This is a genomic window from Pseudomonas sp. GV071 (genome assembly GCF_003050835.1).
Lineage (GTDB): Bacteria > Pseudomonadota > Gammaproteobacteria > Pseudomonadales > Pseudomonadaceae > Aquipseudomonas.
Window position 1 is genome coordinate 259938 of the sequence record NZ_QAOJ01000008.1, and the last position, 24969, is coordinate 284906.

Annotated in this window: 21 protein-coding genes; 17 read left to right on the top strand and 4 right to left on the bottom strand. The window is 59.7% G+C overall.

All coding sequences use genetic code 11. The features are described 5' to 3' along the window. Positions 1-3: 3 nt before the first annotated feature. From sdhA to C8K61_RS17395, 8 genes are all read left to right on the top strand, one after another. The gene (gene sdhA, locus C8K61_RS17360) at positions 4-1776 is read left to right on the top strand and encodes a succinate dehydrogenase flavoprotein subunit (RefSeq protein WP_108097308.1); all 1773 of its coding nucleotides are present in this window, start codon (positions 4-6) and stop codon (positions 1774-1776) included. Between the two features lie 26 nt (positions 1777-1802). Beyond that, positions 1803-2507 (top strand): succinate dehydrogenase iron-sulfur subunit, encoded by a 705-nt coding sequence (locus C8K61_RS17365; protein WP_108097552.1) that lies wholly within the window; start codon positions 1803-1805, stop codon positions 2505-2507. Positions 2508-2744: 237 nt separating this feature from the next. After that, complete coding sequence (locus tag C8K61_RS17370) at positions 2745-5579, top strand: 2-oxoglutarate dehydrogenase E1 component (protein WP_108097307.1); 2835 nt, start codon at positions 2745-2747, stop codon at positions 5577-5579. Between the two features lie 77 nt (positions 5580-5656). Then, positions 5657-6886 (top strand): 2-oxoglutarate dehydrogenase complex dihydrolipoyllysine-residue succinyltransferase, encoded by a 1230-nt coding sequence (gene odhB, locus C8K61_RS17375; protein WP_108097306.1) that lies wholly within the window; start codon positions 5657-5659, stop codon positions 6884-6886. 65 nt (positions 6887-6951) lie between these two features. Beyond that, entirely contained in the window at positions 6952-8388 is a 1437-nt protein-coding gene (gene lpdA, locus C8K61_RS17380) for a dihydrolipoyl dehydrogenase (RefSeq protein WP_108097305.1), read from the top strand. Between the two features lie 165 nt (positions 8389-8553). Beyond that, the gene (gene sucC, locus C8K61_RS17385; protein ID WP_108097304.1) at positions 8554-9720 is read left to right on the top strand and encodes an ADP-forming succinate--CoA ligase subunit beta; all 1167 of its coding nucleotides are present in this window, start codon (positions 8554-8556) and stop codon (positions 9718-9720) included. Beyond that, positions 9720-10607 carry a succinate--CoA ligase subunit alpha gene (gene sucD, locus C8K61_RS17390; RefSeq protein ID WP_108097303.1) on the top strand — a complete coding sequence of 296 codons (888 nt, stop codon included), beginning with the start codon at positions 9720-9722 and terminating at the stop codon, positions 10605-10607. The genes sucC and sucD overlap by 1 nt, the downstream gene beginning before the upstream one ends. Before the next feature lie 293 nt (positions 10608-10900). Continuing rightward, complete coding sequence (locus tag C8K61_RS17395) at positions 10901-11293, top strand: MAPEG family protein (protein ID WP_108097302.1); 393 nt, start codon at positions 10901-10903, stop codon at positions 11291-11293. Between the two features lie 139 nt (positions 11294-11432). Here the strand turns inward: C8K61_RS17395 and C8K61_RS17400 are convergent, their stop codons facing one another. Continuing rightward, positions 11433-11633, bottom strand: coding sequence for a hypothetical protein (locus C8K61_RS17400; protein WP_108097301.1), 201 nt, complete (start codon positions 11631-11633; stop codon positions 11433-11435). Between the two features lie 176 nt (positions 11634-11809). Here C8K61_RS17400 and C8K61_RS17410 point away from each other — a divergent pair, with 176 nt between their 5' ends. From C8K61_RS17410 to C8K61_RS17430, 5 genes are all read left to right on the top strand, one after another. Next, entirely contained in the window at positions 11810-12316 is a 507-nt protein-coding gene (locus C8K61_RS17410) for a PaaI family thioesterase (RefSeq protein ID WP_108097299.1), read from the top strand. Continuing rightward, positions 12313-12774: a PaaI family thioesterase gene (locus C8K61_RS17415; RefSeq protein WP_108097298.1), complete on the top strand. Its 462-nt coding sequence runs from the start codon at positions 12313-12315 to the stop codon at positions 12772-12774. Before C8K61_RS17410 ends, C8K61_RS17415 begins: the two co-directional genes overlap by 4 nt. Before the next feature lie 53 nt (positions 12775-12827). Then, on the top strand, positions 12828-14087 hold the full coding sequence (locus C8K61_RS17420; RefSeq protein WP_108097297.1) for an MFS transporter: 1260 nt from the start codon (positions 12828-12830) through the stop codon (positions 14085-14087). Between the two features lie 227 nt (positions 14088-14314). Then, positions 14315-16213 (top strand): molecular chaperone HtpG, encoded by a 1899-nt coding sequence (gene htpG, locus C8K61_RS17425; RefSeq protein ID WP_108097296.1) that lies wholly within the window; start codon positions 14315-14317, stop codon positions 16211-16213. Between the two features lie 257 nt (positions 16214-16470). Next, on the top strand, positions 16471-17193 hold the full coding sequence (locus C8K61_RS17430) for a dienelactone hydrolase family protein (RefSeq protein ID WP_108097295.1): 723 nt from the start codon (positions 16471-16473) through the stop codon (positions 17191-17193). 99 nt (positions 17194-17292) lie between these two features. Here C8K61_RS17430 and C8K61_RS17435 read toward each other — a convergent pair whose 3' ends face one another. Together C8K61_RS17435 and C8K61_RS17440 are read right to left on the bottom strand one after the other, a co-directional pair. Then, complete coding sequence (locus C8K61_RS17435) at positions 17293-18156, bottom strand: pirin family protein (protein ID WP_108097294.1); 864 nt, start codon at positions 18154-18156, stop codon at positions 17293-17295. 6 nt (positions 18157-18162) lie between these two features. After that, positions 18163-18564, bottom strand: coding sequence for an OsmC family protein (locus C8K61_RS17440; protein ID WP_108097293.1), 402 nt, complete (start codon positions 18562-18564; stop codon positions 18163-18165). A 129-nt stretch (positions 18565-18693) separates the two neighbouring features. Between C8K61_RS17440 and C8K61_RS17445 the strand changes: the two genes are divergently transcribed. The 4 genes from C8K61_RS17445 to C8K61_RS17460 all read left to right on the top strand — a co-directional run bounded on the left by C8K61_RS17445 (position 18694) and on the right by C8K61_RS17460 (position 23987). Then, positions 18694-19713, top strand: a complete 1020-nt coding sequence (locus C8K61_RS17445; RefSeq protein WP_108097551.1) for an amidohydrolase family protein — start codon at positions 18694-18696, stop codon at positions 19711-19713. Between the two features lie 72 nt (positions 19714-19785). Then, the gene (locus C8K61_RS17450) at positions 19786-20253 is read left to right on the top strand and encodes a DUF3859 domain-containing protein (protein ID WP_108097292.1); all 468 of its coding nucleotides are present in this window, start codon (positions 19786-19788) and stop codon (positions 20251-20253) included. Between the two features lie 373 nt (positions 20254-20626). Continuing rightward, positions 20627-22588, top strand: coding sequence for a DUF1302 domain-containing protein (locus C8K61_RS17455; RefSeq protein ID WP_108097291.1), 1962 nt, complete (start codon positions 20627-20629; stop codon positions 22586-22588). 28 nt (positions 22589-22616) lie between these two features. After that, positions 22617-23987 (top strand): DUF1329 domain-containing protein, encoded by a 1371-nt coding sequence (locus C8K61_RS17460; protein WP_108097290.1) that lies wholly within the window; start codon positions 22617-22619, stop codon positions 23985-23987. Positions 23988-24138: 151 nt separating this feature from the next. On the opposite strand, the gene C8K61_RS17465 is transcribed toward C8K61_RS17460, so the two are convergent. Continuing rightward, complete coding sequence (locus C8K61_RS17465) at positions 24139-24933, bottom strand: EF-hand domain-containing protein (RefSeq protein WP_256589475.1); 795 nt, start codon at positions 24931-24933, stop codon at positions 24139-24141. Positions 24934-24969 lie beyond the last annotated feature (36 nt).

Genomic DNA, 24969 nt, shown 5'->3' on the forward strand with positions numbered 1-24969 from the left:
TTCATGGCTAACATTAATACGCTTTCCTTCGATGCCATCATTATTGGTGGTGGCGGTGCCGGGATGCGCGCCGCACTGCAGCTGGCCCAGGGCGGCCACAAGACTGCAGTAGTGACCAAGGTGTTTCCGACCCGCTCGCACACTGTGTCGGCACAAGGCGGTATCACCTGCGCTATCGCCTCGGCAGACCCGAACGATGATTGGCGCTGGCACATGTACGACACCGTCAAGGGCTCCGACTACATCGGTGACCAGGACGCGATCGAATACATGTGTTCCGTAGGCCCGGAAGCCGTGTTCGAACTCGAGCACATGGGGCTGCCGTTCTCCCGTACCGAACAAGGCCGCATCTATCAGCGTCCGTTCGGTGGCCAGTCGAAAGACTTCGGCAAAGGTGGCCAGGCTGCTCGTACTTGCGCCGCAGCTGACCGTACCGGTCACGCCCTGCTGCACACCCTGTACCAGGCCAACCTGAAAGCCGGCACCGTATTCCTCAACGAATACTACGGCGTCGATCTGGTGAAGAATGAAGAGGGTGCCTTTGTCGGCATGATCGTCATCTGCATCGAAACTGGCGAAACCTCCTATGTACGCGCCAACGCCACTGTATTGGCAACTGGCGGTGCAGGCCGTATCTACTCGTCCACCACCAATGCCCTGATCAACACCGGTGACGGCGTTGGTATGGCCCTGCGTGCTGGCGTGCCGGTGCAAGACATCGAAATGTGGCAGTTCCACCCGACCGGTATCGCCGGCGCCGGCGTACTGGTTACTGAAGGCTGCCGCGGTGAAGGCGGTTATCTGATCAACAAGCACGGCGAGCGTTTCATGGAGCGTTACGCTCCGAACGCCAAAGACTTGGCTGGTCGTGACGTTGTTGCCCGTTCGATGGTTAAAGAAATCATCGCCGGTAACGGCTGTGGCCCGGATGGCGACCACGTAATGCTGAAGCTCGATCACCTCGGTGAAGAAGTTCTGCACAGCCGTCTGCCAGGGATCATGGAACTGTCCAAGACCTTCGCCCACGTTGACCCGGCTGTAGCGCCGATCCCGGTTGTACCGACCTGCCACTACATGATGGGCGGCGTTGCCACCAACATTCATGGCCAGGCGATCACCCAGGACGCTGACGGCGTTGACCAGATCATTCCAGGTCTGTTCGCGGTAGGTGAAGTGGCGTGCGTATCGGTTCACGGTGCCAACCGTCTGGGCGGCAACTCGCTGCTCGACCTGGTGGTGTTCGGTCGTGCTGCCGGTCTGTTCCTGGAACAAACTCTGAAAGAAGGCGTCGACTACTCACGCGCTCGCCAGTCCGACATCGACGCTGCCATGGCGCGTCTCGACGGTCTGAACTCGCGCACTGACGGTGAAGACGTCGCTACCCTGCGTAAAGAACTGCAAAGCTGCATGCAGAACTACTTCGGTGTATTCCGTACCGGCGAATACATGCAGAAGGGCATTGCCCAGCTGGCTGATCTGCGCGTGCGCATTGCCAACGTGAAAATCAACGATAAGAGCCAGGCGTTCAACACCGCTCGTATCGAAGCGTTGGAACTGCAAAACCTGCTTGAAGTGGCTGAAGCAACGGCGATTGCCGCTGAGGTTCGTAAAGAATCGCGCGGTGCTCACGCTCGTGAAGACTACGAAGATCGGGATGACGAAAACTGGCTCTGCCACTCCCTGTATTTCCCAGGTGAGAAGCGTGTTGCCAAGCGTGCCGTCAACTTCGCGCCGAAGACTGTACCGGCGTTCGAACCCAAGATCCGTACTTACTAAGGGTGGCTGCAATGTCTAACGCCAAACTGCTGCAAGTAAGCGTATACCGCTACAACCCGGACCAGGATGCTGCTCCGTTCATGCAGGACTTCCAGATCGATACTGATGGCAAAGACATCATGATCCTGGACGTGCTGGCACTGATCAAAGAACAGGACGAAGGCTTCTCCTACCGTCGTTCCTGCCGCGAGGGCGTATGTGGCTCCGACGGCATGAACATCAACGGCAAGAACGGCCTGGCCTGCATCACCCCGCTGTCGGCGGTGGTTAAAGGCAACAAGCTGGTCGTGCGTCCGCTGCCTGGTCTGCCGGTGATCCGTGACTTGGTCGTCGACATGAGCATCTTCTACAAGCAGTACGAAAAGGTGAAACCTTTCCTGCAGAACAATACTCCGGCGCCGGCTATCGAGCGTCTGCAGTCTCCGGAAGAGCGCGAAAAGCTCGACGGTCTGTACGAGTGCATTCTGTGTGCGTGCTGCTCGACGTCCTGCCCATCGTTCTGGTGGAACCCGGACAAGTTCCTCGGTCCAGCGGCACTGCTGCAAGCCTATCGTTTCCTGGCTGACAGCCGTGACACCCACACCGAAGAGCGTCTGGCTGCACTTGATGACCCGTTCAGCGTATTCCGCTGCCGCGGGATCATGAACTGCGTGAACGTTTGCCCTAAAGGTCTCAACCCGACCAAGGCAATCGGCCACGTACGCAGCATGTTGTTGCAGAGCGGTATCTGATTTAACGCTTTATCTGCTGTACCTGCGGCGCCGACTATTCGGCGCCGTAGTTTAAGAACGAGGCGTTACCCAAAAGGCGACGCCTCTCACTTTGAAAAATGACGACCAGCAGGGGCATCCGGGCTGGTACCCGGACTATCTGCGGGATCCGAAGTGGCTTTACCTAGTCGAGGTTAGGCGGGGTAATTTCATGCGGTTTCCACGCCGGTGGTGTCCCCTTACCGAGGGTGACCAAGCATGCAAGAAAGCGTGATGCAGCGCATGTGGGACAGTGCCCACCTATCCGGTGGTAACGCTGCCTACGTGGAAGAGCTCTACGAGCTCTACCTGCACGATCCCAACGCTGTGCCAGAAGAGTGGCGCACCTACTTCCAGAAGCTGCCGGCCGATGGCAACGTCACCAATGACGTTTCCCACTCGACGGTACGCGATCATTTCGTGCTGCTGGCCAAGAACCAGCGTCGCGCTCAACCGGTGTCTGCCGGCAGCGTGAGCAGTGAGCACGAGAAGAAGCAGGTCGAAGTCTTGCGACTGATTCAGGCGTATCGGATGCGTGGCCATCAGGCCTCTCAACTCGATCCGCTCGGTCTGTGGCAGCGCCCGGCACCAGCTGATCTGGCGATCAATCATTACGGCCTGACAGACGCCGATCTCGACACCACCTTCCGTACCGGTGAGCTTTACATCGGCAAGGAGGAGGCGACCTTACGCGAGATTTACGTGGCCTTGCAGCAGACATATTGCCGCACCATTGGCGCCGAGTTCACCCACATCGTCGATTCCGAGCAACGCAAGTGGTTCCAGCAGCGTCTGGAAAGCGTGCGCGGTCGTCCGACGGTTTCCCCTGAGGTGCAGAGCCATCTGCTCGAGCGTCTCACTGCCGCTGAAGGCCTGGAAAAATACCTCGGTACCAAGTACCCGGGCACCAAGCGTTTTGGTCTGGAAGGTGGCGAAAGCCTGATCCCGTTGCTCGATGAGCTGATCCAGCGTTCCGGTTCCTATGGCACCAAGGAAATCGTCATCGGCATGGCCCACCGTGGCCGTCTCAACGTGCTGGTCAACACCTTCGGCAAGAACCCGCGCGACCTGTTCGACGAGTTCGAAGGCAAGAAGAAGTTGGTCGAGCTGGGCTCCGGTGACGTTAAGTATCACCAGGGTTTCTCCTCCAACGTAATGACCGCCGGTGGCGAAGTGCACCTTGCGATGGCGTTCAACCCGTCCCACCTGGAGATCGTTTCGCCAGTGGTCGAGGGTTCGGTACGCGCTCGCCAAGACCGTCGCAACGACACCGCCGGTGACAAGGTGCTGCCGGTTTCCCTGCACGGTGACGCGGCATTCGCCGGTCAGGGTGTGGTCATGGAAACCTTCCAGATGTCGCAGACCCGCGGCTTCAAGACTGGCGGCACCGTGCACATCGTGATCAACAACCAGGTTGGCTTCACCATCAGTAACCCGGAAGACTCGCGTTCCACCGAATACTGCACCGACGTCGCCAAGATGATTCAGGCGCCGATTCTGCACGTCAACGGTGATGACCCGGAAGCCGTGTTGTTCGTCACCCAGCTGGCCATCGACTACCGCATGCAGTTCAAGCGTGACGTGGTGATCGACCTGGTTTGCTACCGTCGTCGCGGCCACAACGAGGCCGACGAGCCAAACGGCACCCAGCCGCTGATGTACCAGCAGATCGCCAAACAGCGCACTACCCGTGAGCTGTACGCCGACGTGTTGACCCAGTCCAACAGCCTTGACGCCGAAAGCGTGCAACACAAGGTCGACGACTACCGCAACGCGCTGGACAACGGTCTGCACGTAGTAAAAAGCCTGGTCAAAGAGCCTAACAAAGAGCTGTTCGTGGACTGGCGCCCGTACCTGGGTCACACCTGGACGGCTCGTCACGATACCCGCGTACCGCTGAAAACCCTGCAGGAACTGGCCGCCAAGCTGCTGGAAATCCCCGATGGTTTTGTGGTTCAGCGTCAGGTTTCTAAGATTCTAGAAGACCGTCAGAAAATGGCCGCTGGCGGCCTGCCGATCAACTGGGGCTTCGCCGAAACCATGGCGTACGGCACCTTGCTGTTCGACAAACACCCGATCCGCCTGACCGGTCAGGACGTCGGCCGTGGCACCTTCTCGCACCGTCACGCGGTGCTGCACAACCAGAAGGACGCGGGCACTTACATTCCGCTGCAACACCTGTACGACGGTCAGCCGAAGTTCGACCTGTACGACTCGCTGTTGTCGGAAGAAGCGGTACTGGCTTTCGAATACGGTTACTCGACCACCAAGCCGGATGCGCTGGTGATCTGGGAAGCCCAGTTCGGCGACTTCGCCAACGGTGCACAAGTGGTTATCGACCAGTTCATCACCAGCGGTGAGCACAAGTGGGGCCGTTTGTGCGGTCTGACCATGCTGCTGCCGCACGGTTATGAAGGGCAGGGGCCTGAGCACTCCTCGGCGCGTCTGGAGCGTTACCTGCAGCTGTGCGCTGAGCACAACATTCAGGTGTGCGTACCGACTACCCCGGCGCAGGTCTACCACATGCTGCGTCGCCAGGTGATCCGTCCGCTGCGTAAGCCATTGGTCGCATTGACGCCGAAGTCGCTGCTGCGCCACAAATTGGCCATCTCGACCTTGGAAGACCTGGCCGAAGGCTCGTTCCAGACAGTGCTTCCAGAGATCGATAGCCTCGATCCGAAGAAAGTGAAACGGTTGGTGCTGTGCAGCGGCAAGGTCTACTACGACTTGCTGGAAAAACGCCGCGCCGAAGGCCGCGAAGATATCGCCATCGTGCGTATCGAGCAGCTGTATCCGTTCCCTGAAGAAGACCTCGCCGAAGTGCTTGCTCCGTACAAGAACCTCGAGCACGTGGTCTGGTGTCAGGAAGAACCGATGAACCAAGGCGCCTGGTATTGCAGCCAGCACCACATGCGTCGTGTCACCACCGCGCACAAGAAAGGCCTGTTCCTCGAGTACGCCGGCCGTGAAGGCTCTGCTGCTCCGGCCTGTGGTTACGCATCGATGCACGCCGAACAGCAGGAAAAACTGCTGCAGGACGCCTTTACTGTTTAACGCCTTCGTCCAAGAACGGGCGGCAGCGATCCTGCCGCCCGTTCGCTGAAGAACCCGAATTTAAGGATACGTACACAATGGCTATCGATATCAAAGCCCCGCAATTTCCGGAATCGGTTGCCGACGGCACCGTTGCTACCTGGCACAAGAAGCCGGGCGACGCCGTCAAGCGCGACGACCTGATCGTCGACATCGAAACCGACAAAGTGGTCATGGAAGTATTGGCTGAAGCCGACGGCGTTCTGGCCGAAATCGTCAAAAACGAAGGCGACACCGTACTCAGCGGCGAGCTGCTGGGTAAGCTGGGTGACGCTGGCGCCGCTGCTGCTCCAGCCGCTGCCGCTGCACCTGCTGCCACCGCTGCCGCCGCTCCGGCTGCTGCACCTGCCGCTGGCAAAGAAGAGTTGATCCTCGCTCCAGCTGCACGCAAGCTGGCTGAAGAGAACGGCATCGACGTCAACACCATTGCCGCCAGCGGCAAAGGTGGTCGTGTGACCAAAGAAGACGTGGTTGCTGCCATCGAAGCGAAGAAAAACGCTCCGGCCGCACCTGCCAAAGCCGCTGCTGCTCCGGCTGCCGCTGCTCCGGTATTCGCCGCTGGCGACCGCGTGGAAAAACGCGTTCCGATGACCCGCCTGCGCGCCAAGGTTGCCGAGCGTCTGGTTGAAGCTCAATCGACCATGGCCATGCTGACCACCTTCAACGAAGTCGACATGACTGAAGTGATGGCCCTGCGCAGCAAGTACAAAGACCTGTTTGAGAAGACCCACAACGGCGTACGTCTGGGCTTCATGTCGTTCTTCGTCAAGGCCTCGGTTGAAGCGCTGAAACGCTTCCCGGCGGTCAACGCCTCGATCGATGGCACCGACATCGTCTACCACGGCTACCAGGACATCGGCGTTGCCGTATCCAGCGACCGTGGCCTGGTGGTTCCGGTTCTGCGTAACGCCGAGCTGATGAACCTGGCTGAAGTTGAAGGCGGCATCGCCACCTTCGGCAAGAAGGCCAAAGAGGGCAAACTGTCGATCGATGAAATGACCGGTGGCACCTTCACCATTACTAACGGTGGTACTTTCGGTTCGATGATGTCGACCCCGATCGTCAACCCGCCGCAAGCTGCCATCCTTGGCATGCACAACATCATTCAGCGCCCGATGGCGATCAATGGTCAGGTTGTCATCCGTCCGATGATGTACTTGGCGCTGTCTTACGACCACCGTCTGATCGATGGCAAGGAGGCCGTGAGCTTCTTGGTAACGATCAAGAACCTGCTGGAAGATCCGGCGCGTCTGCTGCTGGATATCTGATCCGTTCTCTGATCACGGCGGCCCCCACAAGGGGTTGCCGGGTTTCATCCGAAAAGGAATGAGTTATGACGCAAAAATTTGACGTGGTAGTTATCGGTGCTGGCCCAGGGGGCTACGTAGCCGCTATCAAGGCTGCTCAACTGGGTTTGAAAACTGCCTGTGTCGAGAAGTATCAGGGTAAGGAGGGCAAAACTGCCCTGGGTGGTACCTGCCTGAACGTCGGTTGCATTCCGTCCAAGGCGCTGCTGGACAGCTCCTACAAGTATCACGAAGCCCACGAAGGCTTCGCTATCCATGGTATTTCCGCGCCGAAGGTCACCATCGACGTCGCGGCCATGGTTGCTCGCAAAGACGGCATCGTTAAGAACCTGACTGGCGGCGTTGCCACCCTGTTCAAGGCCAACGGTGTGACCCTGCTGGAAGGCCACGGCAAGCTGCTGGCCAACAAGCAGGTTGAAGTGACCGGTCTGGACGGCAAAGCCGTTGTCTATGAAGCCGAAAACGTGATTCTGGCCTCCGGCTCGCGCCCTGTGGACATTCCACCGGCCCCGGTTGACCAGGACGTAATCGTCGACTCCACCGGCGCTCTGGACTTCCAAGCCGTACCGAAAACCCTCGGCGTTATCGGCGCTGGCGTAATCGGTCTGGAACTGGGTTCGGTCTGGGCTCGCCTGGGTTCGGAAGTGACTGTGCTCGAAGCCCTGGACAAGTTCCTCCCGGCTGCTGACGACGCTGTTGCCAAAGAAGCCCTGAAGATCCTCACCAAGCAAGGCCTGAAGATCAAACTGGGCGCTCGCGTGACCGGTTCCGACGTGAAGAAGAAGCAAGTCACCGTCACCTACACTGACGCCGATGGCGAGCAGAAGCAGGTGTTCGACAAGCTGATCGTGGCTGTCGGCCGTCGCCCGGTAACCACCGAGCTGCTGGCCTCCGATAGCGGCGTGACCCTCGACGAGCGCGGCTTCATCTTCGTTGACGACCATTGCACCACCAGCGTTCCGGGCGTTTACGCCATCGGTGACGTGGTACGTGGCGCCATGCTCGCGCACAAAGCTTCGGAAGAGGGCGTGATGGTTGCCGAGCGTATCGCCGGCCACAAAGCGCAAATGAACTACGACCTGATCCCATCGGTTATCTACACCCACCCGGAAATCGCATGGGTTGGTAAAACCGAGCAGGCGCTCAAGGCTGAAGGCGTTGCTGTCAACGTCGGCACCTTCCCGTTCGCCGCCAGTGGCCGTGCCATGGCAGCCAACGACACCGCCGGTTTCGTCAAGGTCATCGCCGATGCCAAGACTGACCGCGTACTGGGCGTCCACGTGATTGGCCCGGCTGCGGCCGAGCTGGTGCAACAAGGTGCAATCGGTATGGAATTCGGCACCAGTGCCGAAGACCTGGGCATGATGGTGTTCTCGCACCCAACCATGTCCGAAGCGCTGCACGAAGCGGCCTTGGCAGTGAATGGCGGCGCCATCCACATCGCCAACCGCAAGAAGCGCTAACAAGCGACAACAAGAACCACGCCGGGCGGCCCGTTCGTGCCTCTTCCTTGTGAAGATGTACTGCGGAATGCCCAGGCGGATCGTTTCTCGAAAACGGTCACAGGTGGCGCGGCAATTATCACGCAGCGTCGAATGCGCAATACCTAACGAAGACGGTAGACAAGCATGAATCTTCACGAGTATCAGGGTAAGCAACTGTTTGCTGAGTACGGCCTGCCCGTATCCAAAGGCTTCGCAGTAAACACCCCGGAAGCGGCCGCTGAGGCCTGCGACAAAATCGGTGGTACTGAGTGGGTTGTTAAAGCCCAGGTCCACGCAGGTGGTCGCGGTAAAGCCGGTGGTGTGAAACTGGTCAAGAGCAAGGAAGAGGCCAAGGCCTTCGCCGCTCAGTGGCTGGGCAAGCGTCTGGTGACCTACCAGACCGACGCCAATGGCCAGCCGGTCAACCAGATTCTGGTTGAGTCCTGCACCGATATCGCCAAAGAGCTGTATCTGGGCGCAGTCGTTGACCGCTCCAGCCGTCGCATCGTGTTCATGGCCTCCACCGAAGGCGGCGTGGACATCGAGAAGATCGCTCACGACACCCCTGAGAAGATCCTCAAAGCCACCATCGATCCATTGGTAGGCGCTCAGCCGTACCAAGGTCGTGACCTGGCCTTCCAACTGGGCCTGCAAGGCGACCAGATCAAGCAGTTCACCCACATCTTCGTTGGCCTGGCCAAACTGTTCCAGGACTACGACCTGGCACTGCTGGAAGTGAACCCGCTGGTAATCAAGGCTGACGGCAACCTGCACTGCCTCGACGCCAAGATCAACATCGACGCCAACGCCATGTACCGCCAGCCAAAACTGCGCGCTATGCATGACCCGTCGCAAGATGACCCACGTGAAGCCCACGCTGCCAAGTTCGAACTGAACTACGTAGCCCTGGAAGGCAACATTGGCTGCATGGTCAACGGTGCTGGCCTGGCCATGGGTACCATGGACATCGTCAACCTGCACGGCGGCAAGCCAGCCAACTTCCTCGACGTAGGCGGCGGCGCAACCAAAGAGCGCGTTACCGAAGCGTTCAAAATCATTCTGTCCGATACCAACGTTGCAGCTGTTCTGGTGAACATCTTCGGCGGCATCGTTCGTTGCGACATGATTGCCGAAGGCATCATCGGCGCAGTGAAAGAAGTGGGCGTGAAGATCCCGGTGGTTGTGCGCCTTGAAGGCAACAACGCTGAACTGGGCGCCAAGGTACTGGCTGAAAGCGGCCTGAACATCATCGCGGCAACCAGCCTGACCGACGCTGCTCAGCAAGTCGTCAAAGCTGCGGAGGGCAAGTAATGAGCGTCCTGATCAATAAAGACACCAAAGTTATCTGCCAGGGCTTCACCGGCTCGCAGGGTACTTTCCACTCCGAACAAGCCATTGCCTACGGCACCAAAATGGTTGGCGGCGTGACTCCGGGCAAAGGCGGCACCACTCACCTGGGCCTGCCAGTGTTCAACACTGTGGCTGAAGCTGTAGCCAAAACTGGCGCTACCGCCAGCGTGATCTACGTTCCGGCTCCGTTCTGCAAAGACTCGATCCTGGAAGCTGCTTTCGGCGGCATCAAGCTGATCGTGTGCATCACCGAAGGCATCGCGACCATCGACATGCTGGAAGCCAAGGTCAAGTGCGACGAATTGGGCGTAGTCCTGATCGGCCCGAACTGCCCAGGCGTGATCACTCCGGGCGAATGCAAGATCGGCATCATGCCTGGTCACATTCACCTGCCAGGTAAAGTCGGCATCGTTTCGCGTTCCGGCACCCTGACCTACGAAGCTGTGAAGCAGACCACTGACGCCGGTTTCGGTCAGTCCACCTGCGTCGGCATCGGCGGTGACCCGATCCCAGGCTCCAACTTCATCGACATCCTGAAGCTGTTCCAGGAAGACCCGAAAACCGAAGCCATCGTCATGATCGGCGAAATCGGTGGTTCGGCTGAAGAAGAAGCTGCTGCTTACATCAAAGCCCACGTGACCAAGCCAGTGGTGTCCTACATCGCTGGTGTGACTGCCCCTCCAGGCAAGCGCATGGGCCACGCCGGCGCCATCATCTCTGGTGGTAAAGGTACTGCGGACGAGAAATTCGCCGCCCTGCAAGACGCCGGCGTTAAAACCGTGCGTTCGCTGGCTGACATCGGCAAGGCACTCGCTGAGCTGACCGGCTGGACCGCCAAAAACGCGTAAGCGTTAACGGCAATAAAAAGGCCACCTTCGGGTGGTCTTTTTTTTGCCTGAACGATCGGCTGCGCGTCGGCGATGCTGCGTTGAAAAGGCTTTTTAAATGCTCATTGGCTACAGCCAACTGCGCTTTAAAAAGCCTTTTCGCCTTGCCTCGCTCTAGCTCGCTCGATCTCGATTTGTAGCGCGGCTGAAATCGGAACATCAAAAGCATCACGGCGTCAGCCGCCTCGTGGAAAAGATGAACGACGCCGCTGCGCTACACTCCAAACGCAGCCCAATAACAAGGAGAACAACCAATGAGCTTGCCGTTCTGGTGTGTGTTTATCACGGCCGTTTTGATCTTCGTATCGAAGATTCCACTGGCCAGGGAAATGAACAAGGAGGGTGGGGGGTATGACAACCACCATCCGCGCGCGCAACAGGCGCGGCTAACGGGATTGGGTGCGCGGGCCTATGCGGCGCATCAGAACACCTTCGAGGCGTTCACGTTGTTCGCCGCTGCTGTATTGATGGCGGCTGTCACGCAGACCGCGGGCTGGCTTGTCGACACCCTGGCGGTGATCTTCGTGGTCTGCCGAGTGCTGTATCTGTTTTTGTACTGGGGCGACCTGCATTGGCAGCGTTCGCTGGTGTGGATCATCGGGTTGGTGTGCACGTTGCTGATTATGCTGAGCCCGACCTTGAGATAGCGTAACGGCTATCGCGGCTAAAGCCGCTCCTACGGATAGTGCGTACCGTAGGAGCGGCTTTAGCCGCGATGGATTTGATCCCCCAGAAACAACAAAGGCCCACATCTGTGGGCCTTTGTTTGTACAGCGCAGCGACGAATTACTTGGTGGCTTCGTCGTGGGCTTCTTCGGCTTTCTGCTGAATGGCTTCGCCAGTTTTTTTGGCGGCATCTTGTGCCGATTCGGCCGAATCCTGTGCGGACTCCTTGGCGGATTCCATTTTGTCTTCAGGGGTCTTGTCGCAGGCAGCCATGGTCATGGTGGCGGCAAGTAGCAGGGCATAGGCAATTGGGTTTTTCATGGGCTCGGTCCTTTTTCGCTTTATAGGGGCGATTTTTCTCATCGCTGCGCTTTTGGAGCGTGACCTGCTGCGCGAAGTTCCAAGCAAAGTCGCCATTGGCGCGGACGGACGGCTCCAATCCATGGGCCGGGAAGGTATGATGCGGCCCTTATGGATCAATAAGATAGGCCTTGAACATGAGCGATAGCCTGATTCTAGAGCGCGCCCAGCGTTTCCTGTCGGCATTGCGCCACTGTCAGGTATTGGGGCTGACCGTGCATGCCATCGACAGCCAGCGTCTGACCCTGCGCCTGCCCTACAGCCGGCAGATTATTGGCAACCCGGAAACCGGCGTGATTCATGGCGGCGCCATCACCACCCTGATGGACACCACCTGCGGCATCTCCACCATCTGTGTGCTGCCGGACTTCGAGATCTGCCCGACCCTGGATCTGCGCATCGATTACATGCGCCCGGCCGAGCCCAATAAAGACGTGTTCGGCGTCGCCGAATGCTACCGCGTGACCCCCAACATCATCTTTACCCGCGGCTACGCCTACCAGGATGACCCCGAGCAGCCGATTGCCAACGTGGTCGGCACATTCATGCGTATGGGTAAGGGCGCCCAGGGCGACACCGAGCTGAAGAGCACGGCGGTCAAACCCGAGCAGCTCAAAGGCGCCATCGACGGAGGCCAGGCATGAGCGAACACGATCTGCCGACCCTGAACCTGAGCCAACTGGTGCAGGCGGCGCACGAGAAGAACAACTACGACGAACTGCTGGAACTGACCCCCTATGCCAAGCTGCTGGGCATCGAATGCCTGCGCCTGGGCGATGACATGGTGTTCCGCATTCCGGCCAACAAAGACAGCATCGGCAACCCGATTCTGCCGGCCATCCATGGCGGCGTAATTGCCGGCTTCATGGAACACAGCGCCATGCTCCACCTGCTGATGTTCATGGGAACCCCGCACTTTCCGAAAATCATCGACTTCTCGATAGATTACCTGCGCGCCGGTCACTATCGTGACACCTTCGCCTCCTGCCAGGTCTGGCGTCAGGGGCGGCGGGTGGCCAACGTGGCGATCACCGCCTGGCAAACCACCCGCAGCGAGCCGATTGCTACCGCGCGGGCGCATTTCAAAGTGGATGAATCTTGAGTTACATGCTGATTAACGGTCAGACGTCTGTGGGCACCAATAAGGATGTGTAGATGGATGCGTTGCTGATCCTCAGTGGCTTGCTGCTGATTCTGGTCGGTCTGGTCTGGTTGGTCATGTTGGCGTTCGACACCAGCCTGCTCTGGGGCCTGGGCAGCCTGTTGCCGCCGCTGACCCTGGTGTACGTGCTGCGCCATTGGCGCAAGGCGCGCAAAGCCGTGGTGCTGGGCGCCATGGGCTTTATTCCGCTGATTGTCGGCCTGACCTTGTTGGCGAACCAGGATCCCCAGCGCCTGCAGGCGATTCTCAGCCTGGACTGGGCGCGCTCGCCGGTACAGGCCCCGGCCGAGCTGGCCATCCACCTGCGCGGCAGCCTCAACGGCCAGCCGTTCGCGCCGCAACAAGGCGAGTTGATCGATGGCGTGCTCAGCCTGCGTGAGGGCGAGGACGTATTTGCCCGCCGCGAAGTGACTGTGCGCATCCCGCAACTGGCCACCAACGGCAATGCGCCGGTGCGCGTCGACGTGCTGCCGCAAGACACCGGCAACCTGCCTGAAGTGCAACTGAGCTGGCTGCTGCCGGAACAGGAACTGCCCGAAGCGCGTCGCCTCAACCATGCCTACACCTTGCACCTGAAGCTCGAGCCGCAAGGGCCGAACAAGCTGGCAGGCGACTTCCACCTGGTGCTGCCGCCGCAGTTCAAAACCACCTTGAGCGGCACCATCGAGGTGTTCACCGATCACCTGCGTTATGTCGACGGCAAGGTCGACAGCCGCTACGACTCGCGCGAAACCCTGGAATATGTGATCACCGATTACCTCAAACGCCGTTACGCCACTGAGCGTGTGCAACTGGGTATCTTGCCGGGGGTGAACTTCCCGGCGAGCAACCTGAGCCTGGACGTCGAGGCGCGCATCAACGACCGTGCCGAGCAACTGCCCGTCGCCTTGCGTAAAAGCCCGAGCCGCGGTTGGGTGGTGGTCGGTGACCGTTACCAGGTTGAGGAAAAACCGGCGGCCAGCGTCGCGGAAAAACCGCAGAACACCCAGGTCGCCAGCACTGCACCGGTGGCCAACAGCTCGCTGGACCGTCGCCAGCGCTTCAGCCTGGAGCGCTTGCAAAGCAACCCCAGCCGTTACATGAACCTGCAGATGCGCATCCTCACCGAGCGCGGCAGCATGGTCGAAGGGCGCTTCAACGGCATCGACACCGAGGGCCAGATCGTCGTCCAGCGCAATCTCAAAGGGCAGGGCGGGGCGAGCTTTGCGGTGCTGCCGGCGCAGATCACCTCGATTGAGTTGCTGGAGCCTTAGCGGCTATGTGTTTTAGCGGCAAATGGTGGTCGCACAGAGAGTCTGGATCCCAGCCTGCGCTGGGATGACGGAGTTTTGCCAAATACCGCCGTCATCCCAGCGCAGGCTGGGATCCAGAATTGCACGTCGTGCGCAGATCGCTAACCACTTGAAATCGAAGTCGTTGCCCCCATCTCTTGGTCATCGCCGTTTTACGGCATCTGCCATCTGCTTGGAGTTAAACGACCATGAGTGTGGAAACTCAAAAAGAAACCCTGGGCTTCCAGACCGAGGTGAAGCAACTGCTGCACCTCATGATCCATTCGCTGTATTCCAACAAGGAAATCTTCCTTCGCGAGTTGATCTCTAACGCCTCCGACGCCGCCGACAAACTGCGCTTCGAAGCGCTGGCCAATCCGGCCCTGTTGGAAGGTGGCGATGCGCTGAAAATTCGCGTCAGCTTCGACAAGGCCGCCAACACCGTGACCCTCGAGGACAACGGTATCGGCATGAGCCGCGAAGACGCCATCACCCACTTGGGCACCATTGCAAAGTCCGGCACTGCCGACTTCATGAAGCAGTTGTCCGGCGATGCGAAAAAAGATTCGCACCTGATCGGCCAGTTCGGCGTGGGTTTCTACTCGGCCTTTATCGTTGCCGACCAGGTGGACGTGTACAGCCGCCGTGCCGGCGCACCGGCCGGCGAAGGCGTGCACTGGACCTCCAAAGGCGAGGGCGAATTCGAAGTCGCCACCGTTGAGAAAGCCGAACGCGGCACCCGTATCGTTCTGCACCTGAAAGCCGCCGAAAGCGAATTCGCCGATGGCTGGCGCTTGCGCAATATCGTCACCAAATACTCCGACCATATCGCGCTGCCGATCGAATTGCCGAAAGAGCAGCAGGGTGAAGACGCGCCGGCAGAAGCCGAGTGGGAAACCGTCAACCGCGCCAGCGCGCTGTGGACCCGTCCGCGCACTGAAGTGAAGGACGAGGAATACCAGGCGTTCTACAAGCACGTCGCCCATGACTTCGAGAACCCGCTGAGCTGGAGCCACAACAAGGTCGAAGGCAAGCTGGAATACACCTCGCTGCTGTACGTACCGGGCCGTGCGCCGTTCGACCTGTACCACCGCGAAGCGCCGAAGGGCCTCAAGCTCTACGTGCAGCGCGTGTTCGTCATGGACCAGGCCGACGAGTTCCTGCCGCTGTACCTGCGCTTCGTCAAAGGTGTGGTCGACTCCAACGACCTGTCGCTGAACGTCTCGCGTGAAATTCTGCAGAAAGACCCGATCATCGACTCGATGAAGTCGGCGTTGACCAAGCGCGTGCTAGACATGCTGGAAAAGCTGGCGAAAAACGAGCCTGAGCAATACAAAGGCTTCTGGAAAAACTTCGGCCAAGTGATCAAAGAAGGCCCGGCCGAAGACTTCGCCAACAAAGAGAAAATCGCCGGCCTGCTGCGTTTTGCCTCCACCAGCGATGACAGCGGCGAGCAGAGCGTCGGCCTGGCCGACTACCTGGGCCGCGTCAAAGAAGGCCAGGACAAGGTTTACTACCTCACCGGCGAAAGCTACGCCCAGGTGAAGAACAGCCCGCACCTCGAAGTGTTCCGCAAGAAAGGCATCGAAGTGCTGCTGCTCACCGACCGTATCGATGAGTGGCTGATGAGCTACCTCACCGACTTCGACGGCAAGCAATTCGTCGACGTAGCCCGTGGCGACCTTGACCTCGGCAGCCTGGATTCGGACGAAGACAAGAAAACCCAGGAAGAAGCTGCCAAGGCCAAAGAAGGCCTGGTGGAGCGCCTGAAAGCGGCCTTGGGCAGCTCGGTCAGCGAAGTGCGGGTTTCCCACCGCCTGACCGACTCGCCAGCGATTCTCGCCATTGGCGAACAGGACCTCGGCCTGCAAATGCGCCAGATCCTCGAAGCCAGCGGGCAGAAGGTGCCGGACTCCAAGCCGATCTTCGAATTCAACCCGGCGCACCCACTGATCGAGAAGCTCGACAACGAGCAGAGCGAAGAGCGCTTCGGCGACCTGTCGCATATCCTCTTTGACCAGGCGGCCCTGGCCGCTGGCGACAGCCTGAAAGACCCGGCCGCCTACGTGCGCCGGCTCAACAAGCTGCTCGTCGAGCTGTCGGTTTAACGACTAGAGTGAACACAAAACCCGCTTCGGCGGGTTTTGTCTTTTTGGTGTTTTATGCAAGAGCGGCGTAGGTTGGGTTGAGCGCAGCGAAGCCCAACGATACCCACAACTGTGCCCCCCCAGCGCTTCCAATCAGGACGAAGCAGCGGTAGCGTCCTGATTGGAAGCGGTGTGGAGGCCAGCGTTACCGTATCGTTGGGCTTCGCCTGCGGCTCAACCCAACCTACCCAACCAATGACCTAGGAGAGGAGTGAGCAATGAGCGAGTTCAGCGTTATTCCCGTGGCATACGACGTTGATGGCCAAGCCTACGAAGGCCAGTTGGTGTTCGATGCCAGCGTTACCAGCGCCCGACCGGGCCTGCTGCTGGCGCCGAACTGGATGGGCGTTACCGACGGCGCCATCGACCTGGCGAAGAAAGCGGCTGGCAAGGATTACGTGGTGCTGGTCGCCGACATCTACGGCGCCCAGGTTCGCCCCAACGGCCACGAGCAGGCCGCCGCGGCGATGATGCCGTTGAAGAACGACCGCGCCCTGTTGCGTAAACGCATGCAGGCGAGCCTGGAGGTTCTGCAGAGCCAGAAACACGCGGCAGTGGCCAGTGACAAACTGGCGGTGTTCGGCTTCTGCTTCGGCGGCTGCTGCGCCCTGGAACTGGCCCGCGATGGCGCGCCGGTGAAAGCTGCGGTGTCCTTCCATGGCACCCTCGACACGCCGAACAACGCCGACGCCAACAACATCAAAGGCAAGGTGTTGGTGCTGCATGGCGCCGCCGACCCGTTGGTGCCCAAAGAGCAACTGCCGGCGTTTGAAGCGGAGATGGACGCAGCCGGTGTGGACTGGCAACTGGTCAGCTACGGCGGTGCGGTGCATTCCTTCACCGACCCGAAAGCCGACAATATGCCGATGATGAAATACAACCCCGTGGTTGCTGAGCGGGCGTTCAACACCATGGCGCATTTGCTCAAAGAAGTGCTGTAACTGGCACGTCAAAAGCATCGCGGCTAAAGCCCCTCCCACATGGAAACGCGATTCCTGTGGGAGGGGCTTTAGCCGCGAGTTGTTGATCTTCTGGCTGTATTAACGCGGCAACTCGATCCTTTCCGTTTCCCCCGCCACCGTCGGCCAATCCCGTGCCGCCCATTTCTCCCGCGCGTGATCGATCAACGCCGAATCACTGGCCACGAAATTCCAGTTCATCCGCCGCGGCCCATCCAGTGCCTCACCGCCAACCATGATCACCTGGCAGTCGCTCTCGGCGAACAGGGTGTAGGTTTCGCCTTCCGGCAGTACCAGCATGCTCTCCACGTGCAGCGCCTGGTCTTCCAGCCGCGCCTCGCCGCTCACCAGATACAGCGCCCGCTGCGGGTGTTCGGCGGCAATAAACTGCGCAGCGCCGGTGCTCATATGAATATCCGCCAGCAGGGTAGGGGTGGGCACCGGTACCGGCGATTTCAGGCAGAACCCTTCACCGGCCACCAGGCGAATACGCACGCCCAACGCCTCGCTTTCCGGCAGCTCGGCCACGGCGTGGTGGCTGTAACTGGGCGTGCCCTGTTCCAAATGTTTGGGCAGTGCCAACCACAGCTGCAGGCCATGCAACTGCGAGCCGCTTTGCCACAGCTCGGCCGGCGTGCGCTCCACGTGGGCAACGCCTGAGCCCGCGGTCATGTAGCTGACGTCGCCGGCCGCCACATACTGGTCCGACCCCAGGCTGTCTTTGTGCAGCAGGGCGCCTTCGAACAGATAACTCAGGGTCGACAGGCCAATATGCGGGTGCTGGCGCACGTTCATGCCGGTGCCCGGCGCATAGCGGTTGCTGAGGATATGGTCGAAAAACACGAACGGCCCGACGCTGCGGCATTGGGCCGACGGCAGTGGGCGCAGGATGGGTTGCCCTTCGACATCTTCCGGGCGCGGGCGAAGCACAATCGGGCTGGCCATGGTCAGTTACCCAAGCTGCGTTTCAACGTGGATTTCGGTGCTGGTCATCAGCTTGTGCACCGGGCATTTGTCGGCGATGGCCAGCAGCTTGGCGCGCTGTTCTTCGCTGAGTTCGCCCTGCAAGGTCAGGGTGACGTTCAGCGTGTAATGGCCTTCACGCTCCTTGCTGTTGTCGCGGCTGACGGCCACCTCGATACCGGTCAGTGGCATGCCACGGGCGCGGGCGTATTGGGTCACGGTCAGGGCCTTGCACGCGCCCAGAGCAGTATCGAAATAGTCGTGGGGATCGGGCGCCGAGCTCTCACCACCGAGCTCCGTCGGCATATCGGTGAACAGCGGCGCCAGTTCGGCGATCTGGATGGTGTGGCGATAGCTGCTGGCGGACTGGCTGGTGACGGTGATGGTCATGACGACTCTCTAGGTTCAAGGGAAGCGGCAACGGCCGGGATAGAGCATCCTGCTTGGCGCCGCCTGAACCTGCAAGCCTGAACGAGGGTCTATGCTTGGCAGGCATTTTCAGGGAGTGAAGCGTTGTCCATTTTTCTCAAGTCCAGCACCATCCTAGTCGCCTGGTTGGCTATCGCCAGCCTCAGCCAGGCCCGTGACTACCACTACACCGATGCCCACCTGCACTACGTCGACTTCTTTCAGGAAACCGAAGGCATGGCGGCGCTGTTGCAGCAGATGGATGCCAATCGCGTCGACCACGTGATGATCACCGGTATTCCGCTGGCAAAGAAATGGCACGAAGACGAACCCAAGCGCCCGCGTTATTACGCCGGCGATGACGCCGATGCCTATTGGTACAGCGCCACCGATTTCTACGTCGCCGCCGCCGTCGGCGATTTGAATGAGCAGCAGCGCAAACGCTTCCACCCGTTCATTTCCGGCTTCAACCCGGTGGACAAAAACGCCGACGCGCATATCGAGCGCCTGCTCAAGCTGTACCCCGGTTTGTGGCAGGGCATCGGCGAAGTATTCACCCGCCACGATGACCTCACGGCGATTACTTCCGGTGATACCCCGCGGGCCAATAACGAAGCCATGGCGCGGGTGTATCACCTGGCGGCCGAGCACGATATGCCGGTGCTCTTGCACAGCAATATCACCTCCAAACGGGAGAAAAACCCGCTGTACCTGGCCGAGATCGAAGAGCCGCTACGTAACCATCCGCATACGCGCTTTATCTGGGCCCATGCCGGCACCAGCATGGAACTGCACCGTCACCAGATCCAACTGGACTTCGTGCGGCCGACTCTGGAACGCATGCTTGAGGCCTATCCGAACCTGTACATCGACCTGTCGTGGAGCGTGCTCAAACCCTATCTGCTCGACGACAGCGGCAAGCCCGACGGTGAATGGCTGGCGCTGGTCAAACGTTTTCCCGAGCGCTTTATGCTCGGCTCCGATGTGGTCGGCAAGTTCGATGGCCTGGGGGAGCAACTGCACGGTTTCGACCCGTTCCTCGATGCGTTACCCGCCGACGTGGCGCAGAAAGTGGCGCGCGACAACTTCCTCAATGTGCTGCCGAGGAACCTGAAACAGGACCCGAGCTGATGTTTTTCTGCTGTCATCAGACTGTCACTGCGGAGTCATAAGCTCTCGCGATCCCCAAACAAGGAGCGCGATATGCAAGTCATCCGTATGAGTTCGCTGGCAGCATTGCTGCTGTGTGGTTTGAGCCAACTGGCCTCGGCTGAGGTGCGTGTAGATGGCCCGGTGGAGTTCGGGATTTTTGAAACCTCCGCCAAAGACCTGCAGCCCGGCGAGCGCGTACTGACCCGTGCTCAGCAAACCATCCATAGCACCGATGTGATCCCGGCCAAACTCGGCACCAAATTCGGCATTCGCTACACCTTGCTGAACAAAGTGGCCGACGACACCCCGCTGACCCTGCTGTACCTCACCCCCGGCATCCAGTCGGCCGATGGCCGTCACGACAAGCTGGTGGTCGAGCAGAAACTGGTGGTCGGCGCGCCGCAGGACGTAATGGCGTTCGAATTCAGCGAGTACAACGAACTGGTCAAAGGCGAGTGGCGTTTCATGGTGTTCCAGGGCGATCGCCTGTTGGCGCAGAAGAGCTTCACCGTGCAGTGAGTGTTGCCGCTACACCCAGCCCGAGCCGCCCACAGCGCCTCGGGTTTTTTATTGGGCGAAAAGCATCGCAGCTGAAGCCGCTCCTACTCTTCGCACAACCCGCAGGAGCGGCTTCAGCCGCGATTTGGCAAACACCAGCTATTTTGTTTTCACCGGTTGGCAGCAGAGCAACACTTTGTTACTTTGCCTGCACTATCGTACCAATTAGACATGAAGGCTCACCGACTCGGTGAAGTTGCATGGGGGCGATGGAGTTTCTGCTGAGGGCCAAAAAGGCTAGGTGCAAGCCGGTCCCCAGCAGCCGAGAGACGAATAAAAACAGGGTGGCCACCAGCGCTGCCCGAATAATCTTGGCCGATAAGGAGCGTTGTCGATGAACACACGTGTGTGCTTTTCCAGGTTGAAAGTACGCCCATGGCAGGCGGGGGCAGCCTTGGCGCTGCTGCCATTGCTGGTGGCAGGTACGGTGCAAGGGGCGGAGTTCAGCTTCGCGGACAACGAGGTGACCGGCTCGCTGGACACCACCCTGTCCTACGGCTCGATGTGGCGCGTGCAGGGCCGCGACAAGAGCAACATCACCGATATCAACGCCGACGACGGCAACCGCAACTTCGATACCGGCTTGGTTTCCGAAGTGTACAAAGCCACCTCCGACCTCTCGGCCAAGTACCAGAATTACGGCCTGTTCGTGCGCGGCACCGCGTTCTATGACACCCAGATCATGGACAAGCGCAGCGACTATTACGGCACCACCGGTGGTGTCGAGCGCCCCAGCCAGAACTTCCCCAACGACAACGAGTTCACCGAAGACACCCGCCACAACGCCGGGCGCAAGGCGCAGATTCTCGACGCCTACCTGTATGGCAACTGGGACATCTACGAACAGCCGGTGGCTGCCAAAGTCGGCCGTCAGGTGATCAGCTGGGGCGAGGGGGTGTTCTATCGCGGTGGGATCAACACGGTTAACCCGGTGGACGCCGCCAAGTTCCACCTGCCTGGCTCCGAGCTGAAGGAAGTGCTGGTGCCGATGGAGGCCCTTAGCTTCAGCGTGGGGCTGACCGACAATCTGTCCATGGAAACCTTCTACCAGTGGAAATGGAAAGAGACCCAACTGGACCCGGCGGGAACGTATTTTGGTGAAACGGACTTGTTCGCCGAGGGGGGGAATACGGCGTATACGACCGAGGCAGATCTGGCGCCGTTGATGCCGCTTTACTCCGCTTACGCCGCTTTTGGCATCGGTGGATTGGGCACCGGTCCGTTTGGGCCTAACTCTTACGTGAATGGCAACACTGGTGTGTTTAAAGTCGCCAACATTGGCAAAGACATTGAAGCTGACGACAGCGGCCAGTTTGGCGTCTCGTTCCGCTATATCGCCGAAGAGCTGAACTCCACCGAGTTTGGTTTCTACTTCGTCAACTACCACGCCAAAGAACCACAAATCGCGATTGATCTTTCCGGCTACAACGGCGTTGACGTTAACGCGATTGCTGGACAGCTTATTGGTGATAGTTTGCCGTTCCAATATGCGGGCGCGCTGGCGACCTTCGACACTGCGAGCAACGCCCAGGCCCGCCGCGACTATGTCGAAGATATCCGCATGTACGGGTTCAGCTTCAACACCACTGTCGGCGATGCATCCTTTTCCGGTGAGGTGGCTTACCGCCCGAACGCACCAATCAGCATTGCTGCGACCGACGATCTGCTGGGCGATATCTTGCTTCAGGGCGTCAACGGGCTAACAAACATTTACGATGCTAATACCCCAGGTGACCAAGCCTGTGCCGCCGTCTCCGGCAAGCAACTCTGCCGCTCCCAACTGTTCGAAAACTACGAACGCGCCGAGACCTACAACATCTCGCTGTCCACCATCTACAACTTCGGCCCCCTGGTCAGCTTCGACTCGGTCATGGGTGTGGCAGAAGTCGCCTCACAACATATCCGCGGCAGCAGCCTGAAATACACCGCTTACGACGGCAGCGAGCGCAAGTTTGCCAGCACCACCGACAAGGCCTACGTGGGCGACGCCAAAGACTCCGACCAGATCAGCCGCGACAGCTACGGCTACACCTTGCTGCTTTCCGGCAGCTGGAACGACGTCTACGCCGGGGTGAAATTGTCGCCTTACGTGGTGTACCAGGATGACTTCCAGGGCAACTCGGACCGCACCGGCAACTTTATCGAGGGCCGCAAGGCGTACACCTTGGGGATGGACGCCAGCTACCTGAACGCTTTCGAAGTGGGTCTGCAGTACACCGAGTATTACGGCGCTGGCCGCAACAACTCGATGCGCGACCGCGACAACGTGTCGTTAAGCGCCAAGTACTCGTTTTGATGCCTGACAGAATCCTGGAGAACCGTGCATGTTGAATAAAAACTCACTGCTGCTCGCGGCCATTCTGTTGGCCGTAGGCACCACCGACAGCCTGGCGGGCGTGTCCGCGCAGCAAGCTGCCACACTGAAAACCACCCTCACGCCGTTCGGCGCGGAGAAGGCCGGCAACGCCGCCGGCACCATCCCCGCCTGGACCGGCGGCATGACCCAAGCCCCGGCCGGTTACAAAGGCCCGGGCGCGCACCATGTCGACCCGTTTGCCGGCGAGAAGCCGCAGTTCACCATCACCAAAGCCAACCTGGAGCAGTACAAGGCCAACCTGACGGCGGGGCAGATTGCCCTGTTCAATGCCTACCCCGATACCTTCCAGATGCCGATCTACCCGACCCACCGCACTGGCTCCGCGCCGCAGTGGATCTACGACAACACCTTCAACAACGCCACCAGCGCCAAAGTGCTGGACGGCGGCAACGGCTTTGCCGATGCCTACGGCGGCATCCCGTTCCCGATTCCACAAAGCGGTGTGGAAGCAGTGTGGAACCACGTCGTGCGTTATCGCGGTACCTATGTGATTCGCCGTTCTGCCGAGGCCGGTGTGCAGCGTAACGGTCAGTACTCGCTGGTAACCTCTCAGGACGAAGCGCTGTTCCGCTTCTACAACCCCAAAGGCACCTACGCCGACCTCAACAACACCTTGTTCTTCTACATGACCTTCACCACCGCGCCGGCACGTTTGGCCGGTAACGGTGCGCTGGTGCAGGAGATGCTCGACCAGGTCAAAGAGCCGCGTCAGGCCTGGGGCTACAACCCCGGTCAGCGTCGCGTGCGGCGCGCGCCGACCCTGGCCTACGACACCCCGATCGAAGCCTCCGACGGCCTGAAAACTGCCGATGACACCGACATGTACAACGGTGCCCCGGACCGCTACGACTGGACCCTGGTGGGCAAAAAGGAAATTTACATTCCCTACAACAACTACCTGCTCACCAGCCCGGAAGTGAAATACGACGACCTGCTCAAGCCAGGCCATATCAACCCCAAATACACCCGCTACGAACTGCATCGGGTGTGGGTGGTGGAAGGCAAGCTGAAAGCCGGCGCGCGGCACATCTACTCCAAGCGCACGTTGTTCCTCGATGAAGACAGCTGGGGCGCGGCGGTGGTTGACCAGTACGACGGGCGTGGCGACTTGTGGCGCGTGTCGATGGCCTACCTGAAGAGCTTCTACGAGCTGCCGGCGGTGTGGACCGCGCTGGACACCTTCCACGACCTGCAGGCACGCCGTTACAGCGTGCAGTGGCTGGACAACGAAGAGCCTGGCACCGCCGACTTCAGCAAACCGTCGCCGGATGACGCCAACTTCAGCCCGGCGGCGTTGCGGCGCAAGGCTTCGAGGTAAACCAAGCCCCCACCGTAATTTCGTAGGAGCGGCTTTAGCCGCGATGCTCTTGAAGCAAAAGCATCGCGGCTGAAGCCGCTCCTACGGGGAATGGGGGACTGAAACAACAAGGGCGCCGAAAAGGCGCCCTTGTTGTTTGTTCAGCAAAGCATCAAGCCGCGATGCTGATCTGACTGCCCACGCTGGAGGCTTCATAGCCGGCGCCAGTCTCATACTGCTTCATCAACGCCTGCACCAGGCTGGCATACAGCGCGTTCTTGTCGCTGTCGGCGCTGCTGGTCGAGGTGCTGCTGGAGGTATCGGTGGCGCTCAGCAGGGTGCTCAACTCGTCTTTGCTGATGCTGCCATCGCCATCGGCGTCCAACTGGCTGAACAGCTCGTCGGTGTCGCTGCCCGAGGCCGAGGGTGGCGGTGGTGGCGGTGGGCCGGCCAGGGCCTTGCTTTCGTCCAGGCTCAAGCTGCCGTCTTCGTCGCTGTCGAGGGAGGCGAACAGGGTCGAAATGTCGTCGCTGCTCATGCTGTCGCCGATGGCGCTGGTCAGCTCGTCCTGACTGACGCTGCCGTCACTGTCGCTGTCGAGGCTGGCGAATAGCTCTTCCGGGTTCGGGCCGTGCGGGCCGCCGGGTGGTGGCGGTGGCGCCATGGCGGCGGTTTCATCCTGGTCGATGCTGCCGTCGCTGTTGGCATCCAGTTGGGCGAACAGATCGTCGATATCGATATCGCCCAGGCTGGAGTCGCTTTCCTGGGCCTTGCTCAATGCCGTCGTCAGTTCATCTTTGTCCACACTGCCGTCGCTGTTGCTATCGAGCAGCTTGAACAGTTTCTCCTGGGCATCCGTCGACCCACCCACGCAACTGGTAGCACTGCTGCTACTCGAACTGCTGCTACGTGAGCTGGCCGTCGAGCTATAGGAGTAGCTCGAGTAACCGCTGACACCACTTATCATGGGAGTCGCTCCTGTGAAGTTGGAACCCGAAGAGGG

Coding starts and splice junctions, on each gene's coding strand:
- C8K61_RS17400 (WP_108097301.1), bottom strand. CDS start 11,633: ATGAAAAACCCAATTGCCTATGCCCTGCTACTTGCCGCCACCATGACC.
- C8K61_RS17415 (WP_108097298.1), top strand. CDS start 12,313: ATGAGCGAACACGATCTGCCGACCCTGAACCTGAGCCAACTGGTGCAG.
- C8K61_RS17430 (WP_108097295.1), top strand. CDS start 16,471: ATGAGCGAGTTCAGCGTTATTCCCGTGGCATACGACGTTGATGGCCAA.
- C8K61_RS17440 (WP_108097293.1), bottom strand. CDS start 18,564: ATGACCATCACCGTCACCAGCCAGTCCGCCAGCAGCTATCGCCACACC.
- C8K61_RS17455 (WP_108097291.1), top strand. CDS start 20,627: ATGAACACACGTGTGTGCTTTTCCAGGTTGAAAGTACGCCCATGGCAG.
- C8K61_RS17410 (WP_108097299.1), top strand. CDS start 11,810: ATGAGCGATAGCCTGATTCTAGAGCGCGCCCAGCGTTTCCTGTCGGCA.
- C8K61_RS17435 (WP_108097294.1), bottom strand. CDS start 18,156: ATGGCCAGCCCGATTGTGCTTCGCCCGCGCCCGGAAGATGTCGAAGGG.
- C8K61_RS17370 (WP_108097307.1), top strand. CDS start 2,745: ATGCAAGAAAGCGTGATGCAGCGCATGTGGGACAGTGCCCACCTATCC.
- odhB (WP_108097306.1), top strand. CDS start 5,657: ATGGCTATCGATATCAAAGCCCCGCAATTTCCGGAATCGGTTGCCGAC.
- C8K61_RS17460 (WP_108097290.1), top strand. CDS start 22,617: ATGTTGAATAAAAACTCACTGCTGCTCGCGGCCATTCTGTTGGCCGTA.
- sdhA (WP_108097308.1), top strand. CDS start 4: ATGGCTAACATTAATACGCTTTCCTTCGATGCCATCATTATTGGTGGT.
- sucD (WP_108097303.1), top strand. CDS start 9,720: ATGAGCGTCCTGATCAATAAAGACACCAAAGTTATCTGCCAGGGCTTC.
- sucC (WP_108097304.1), top strand. CDS start 8,554: ATGAATCTTCACGAGTATCAGGGTAAGCAACTGTTTGCTGAGTACGGC.
- htpG (WP_108097296.1), top strand. CDS start 14,315: ATGAGTGTGGAAACTCAAAAAGAAACCCTGGGCTTCCAGACCGAGGTG.
- C8K61_RS17420 (WP_108097297.1), top strand. CDS start 12,828: ATGGATGCGTTGCTGATCCTCAGTGGCTTGCTGCTGATTCTGGTCGGT.
- lpdA (WP_108097305.1), top strand. CDS start 6,952: ATGACGCAAAAATTTGACGTGGTAGTTATCGGTGCTGGCCCAGGGGGC.
- C8K61_RS17465 (WP_256589475.1), bottom strand. CDS start 24,933: ATGATAAGTGGTGTCAGCGGTTACTCGAGCTACTCCTATAGCTCGACG.
- C8K61_RS17450 (WP_108097292.1), top strand. CDS start 19,786: ATGCAAGTCATCCGTATGAGTTCGCTGGCAGCATTGCTGCTGTGTGGT.
- C8K61_RS17395 (WP_108097302.1), top strand. CDS start 10,901: ATGAGCTTGCCGTTCTGGTGTGTGTTTATCACGGCCGTTTTGATCTTC.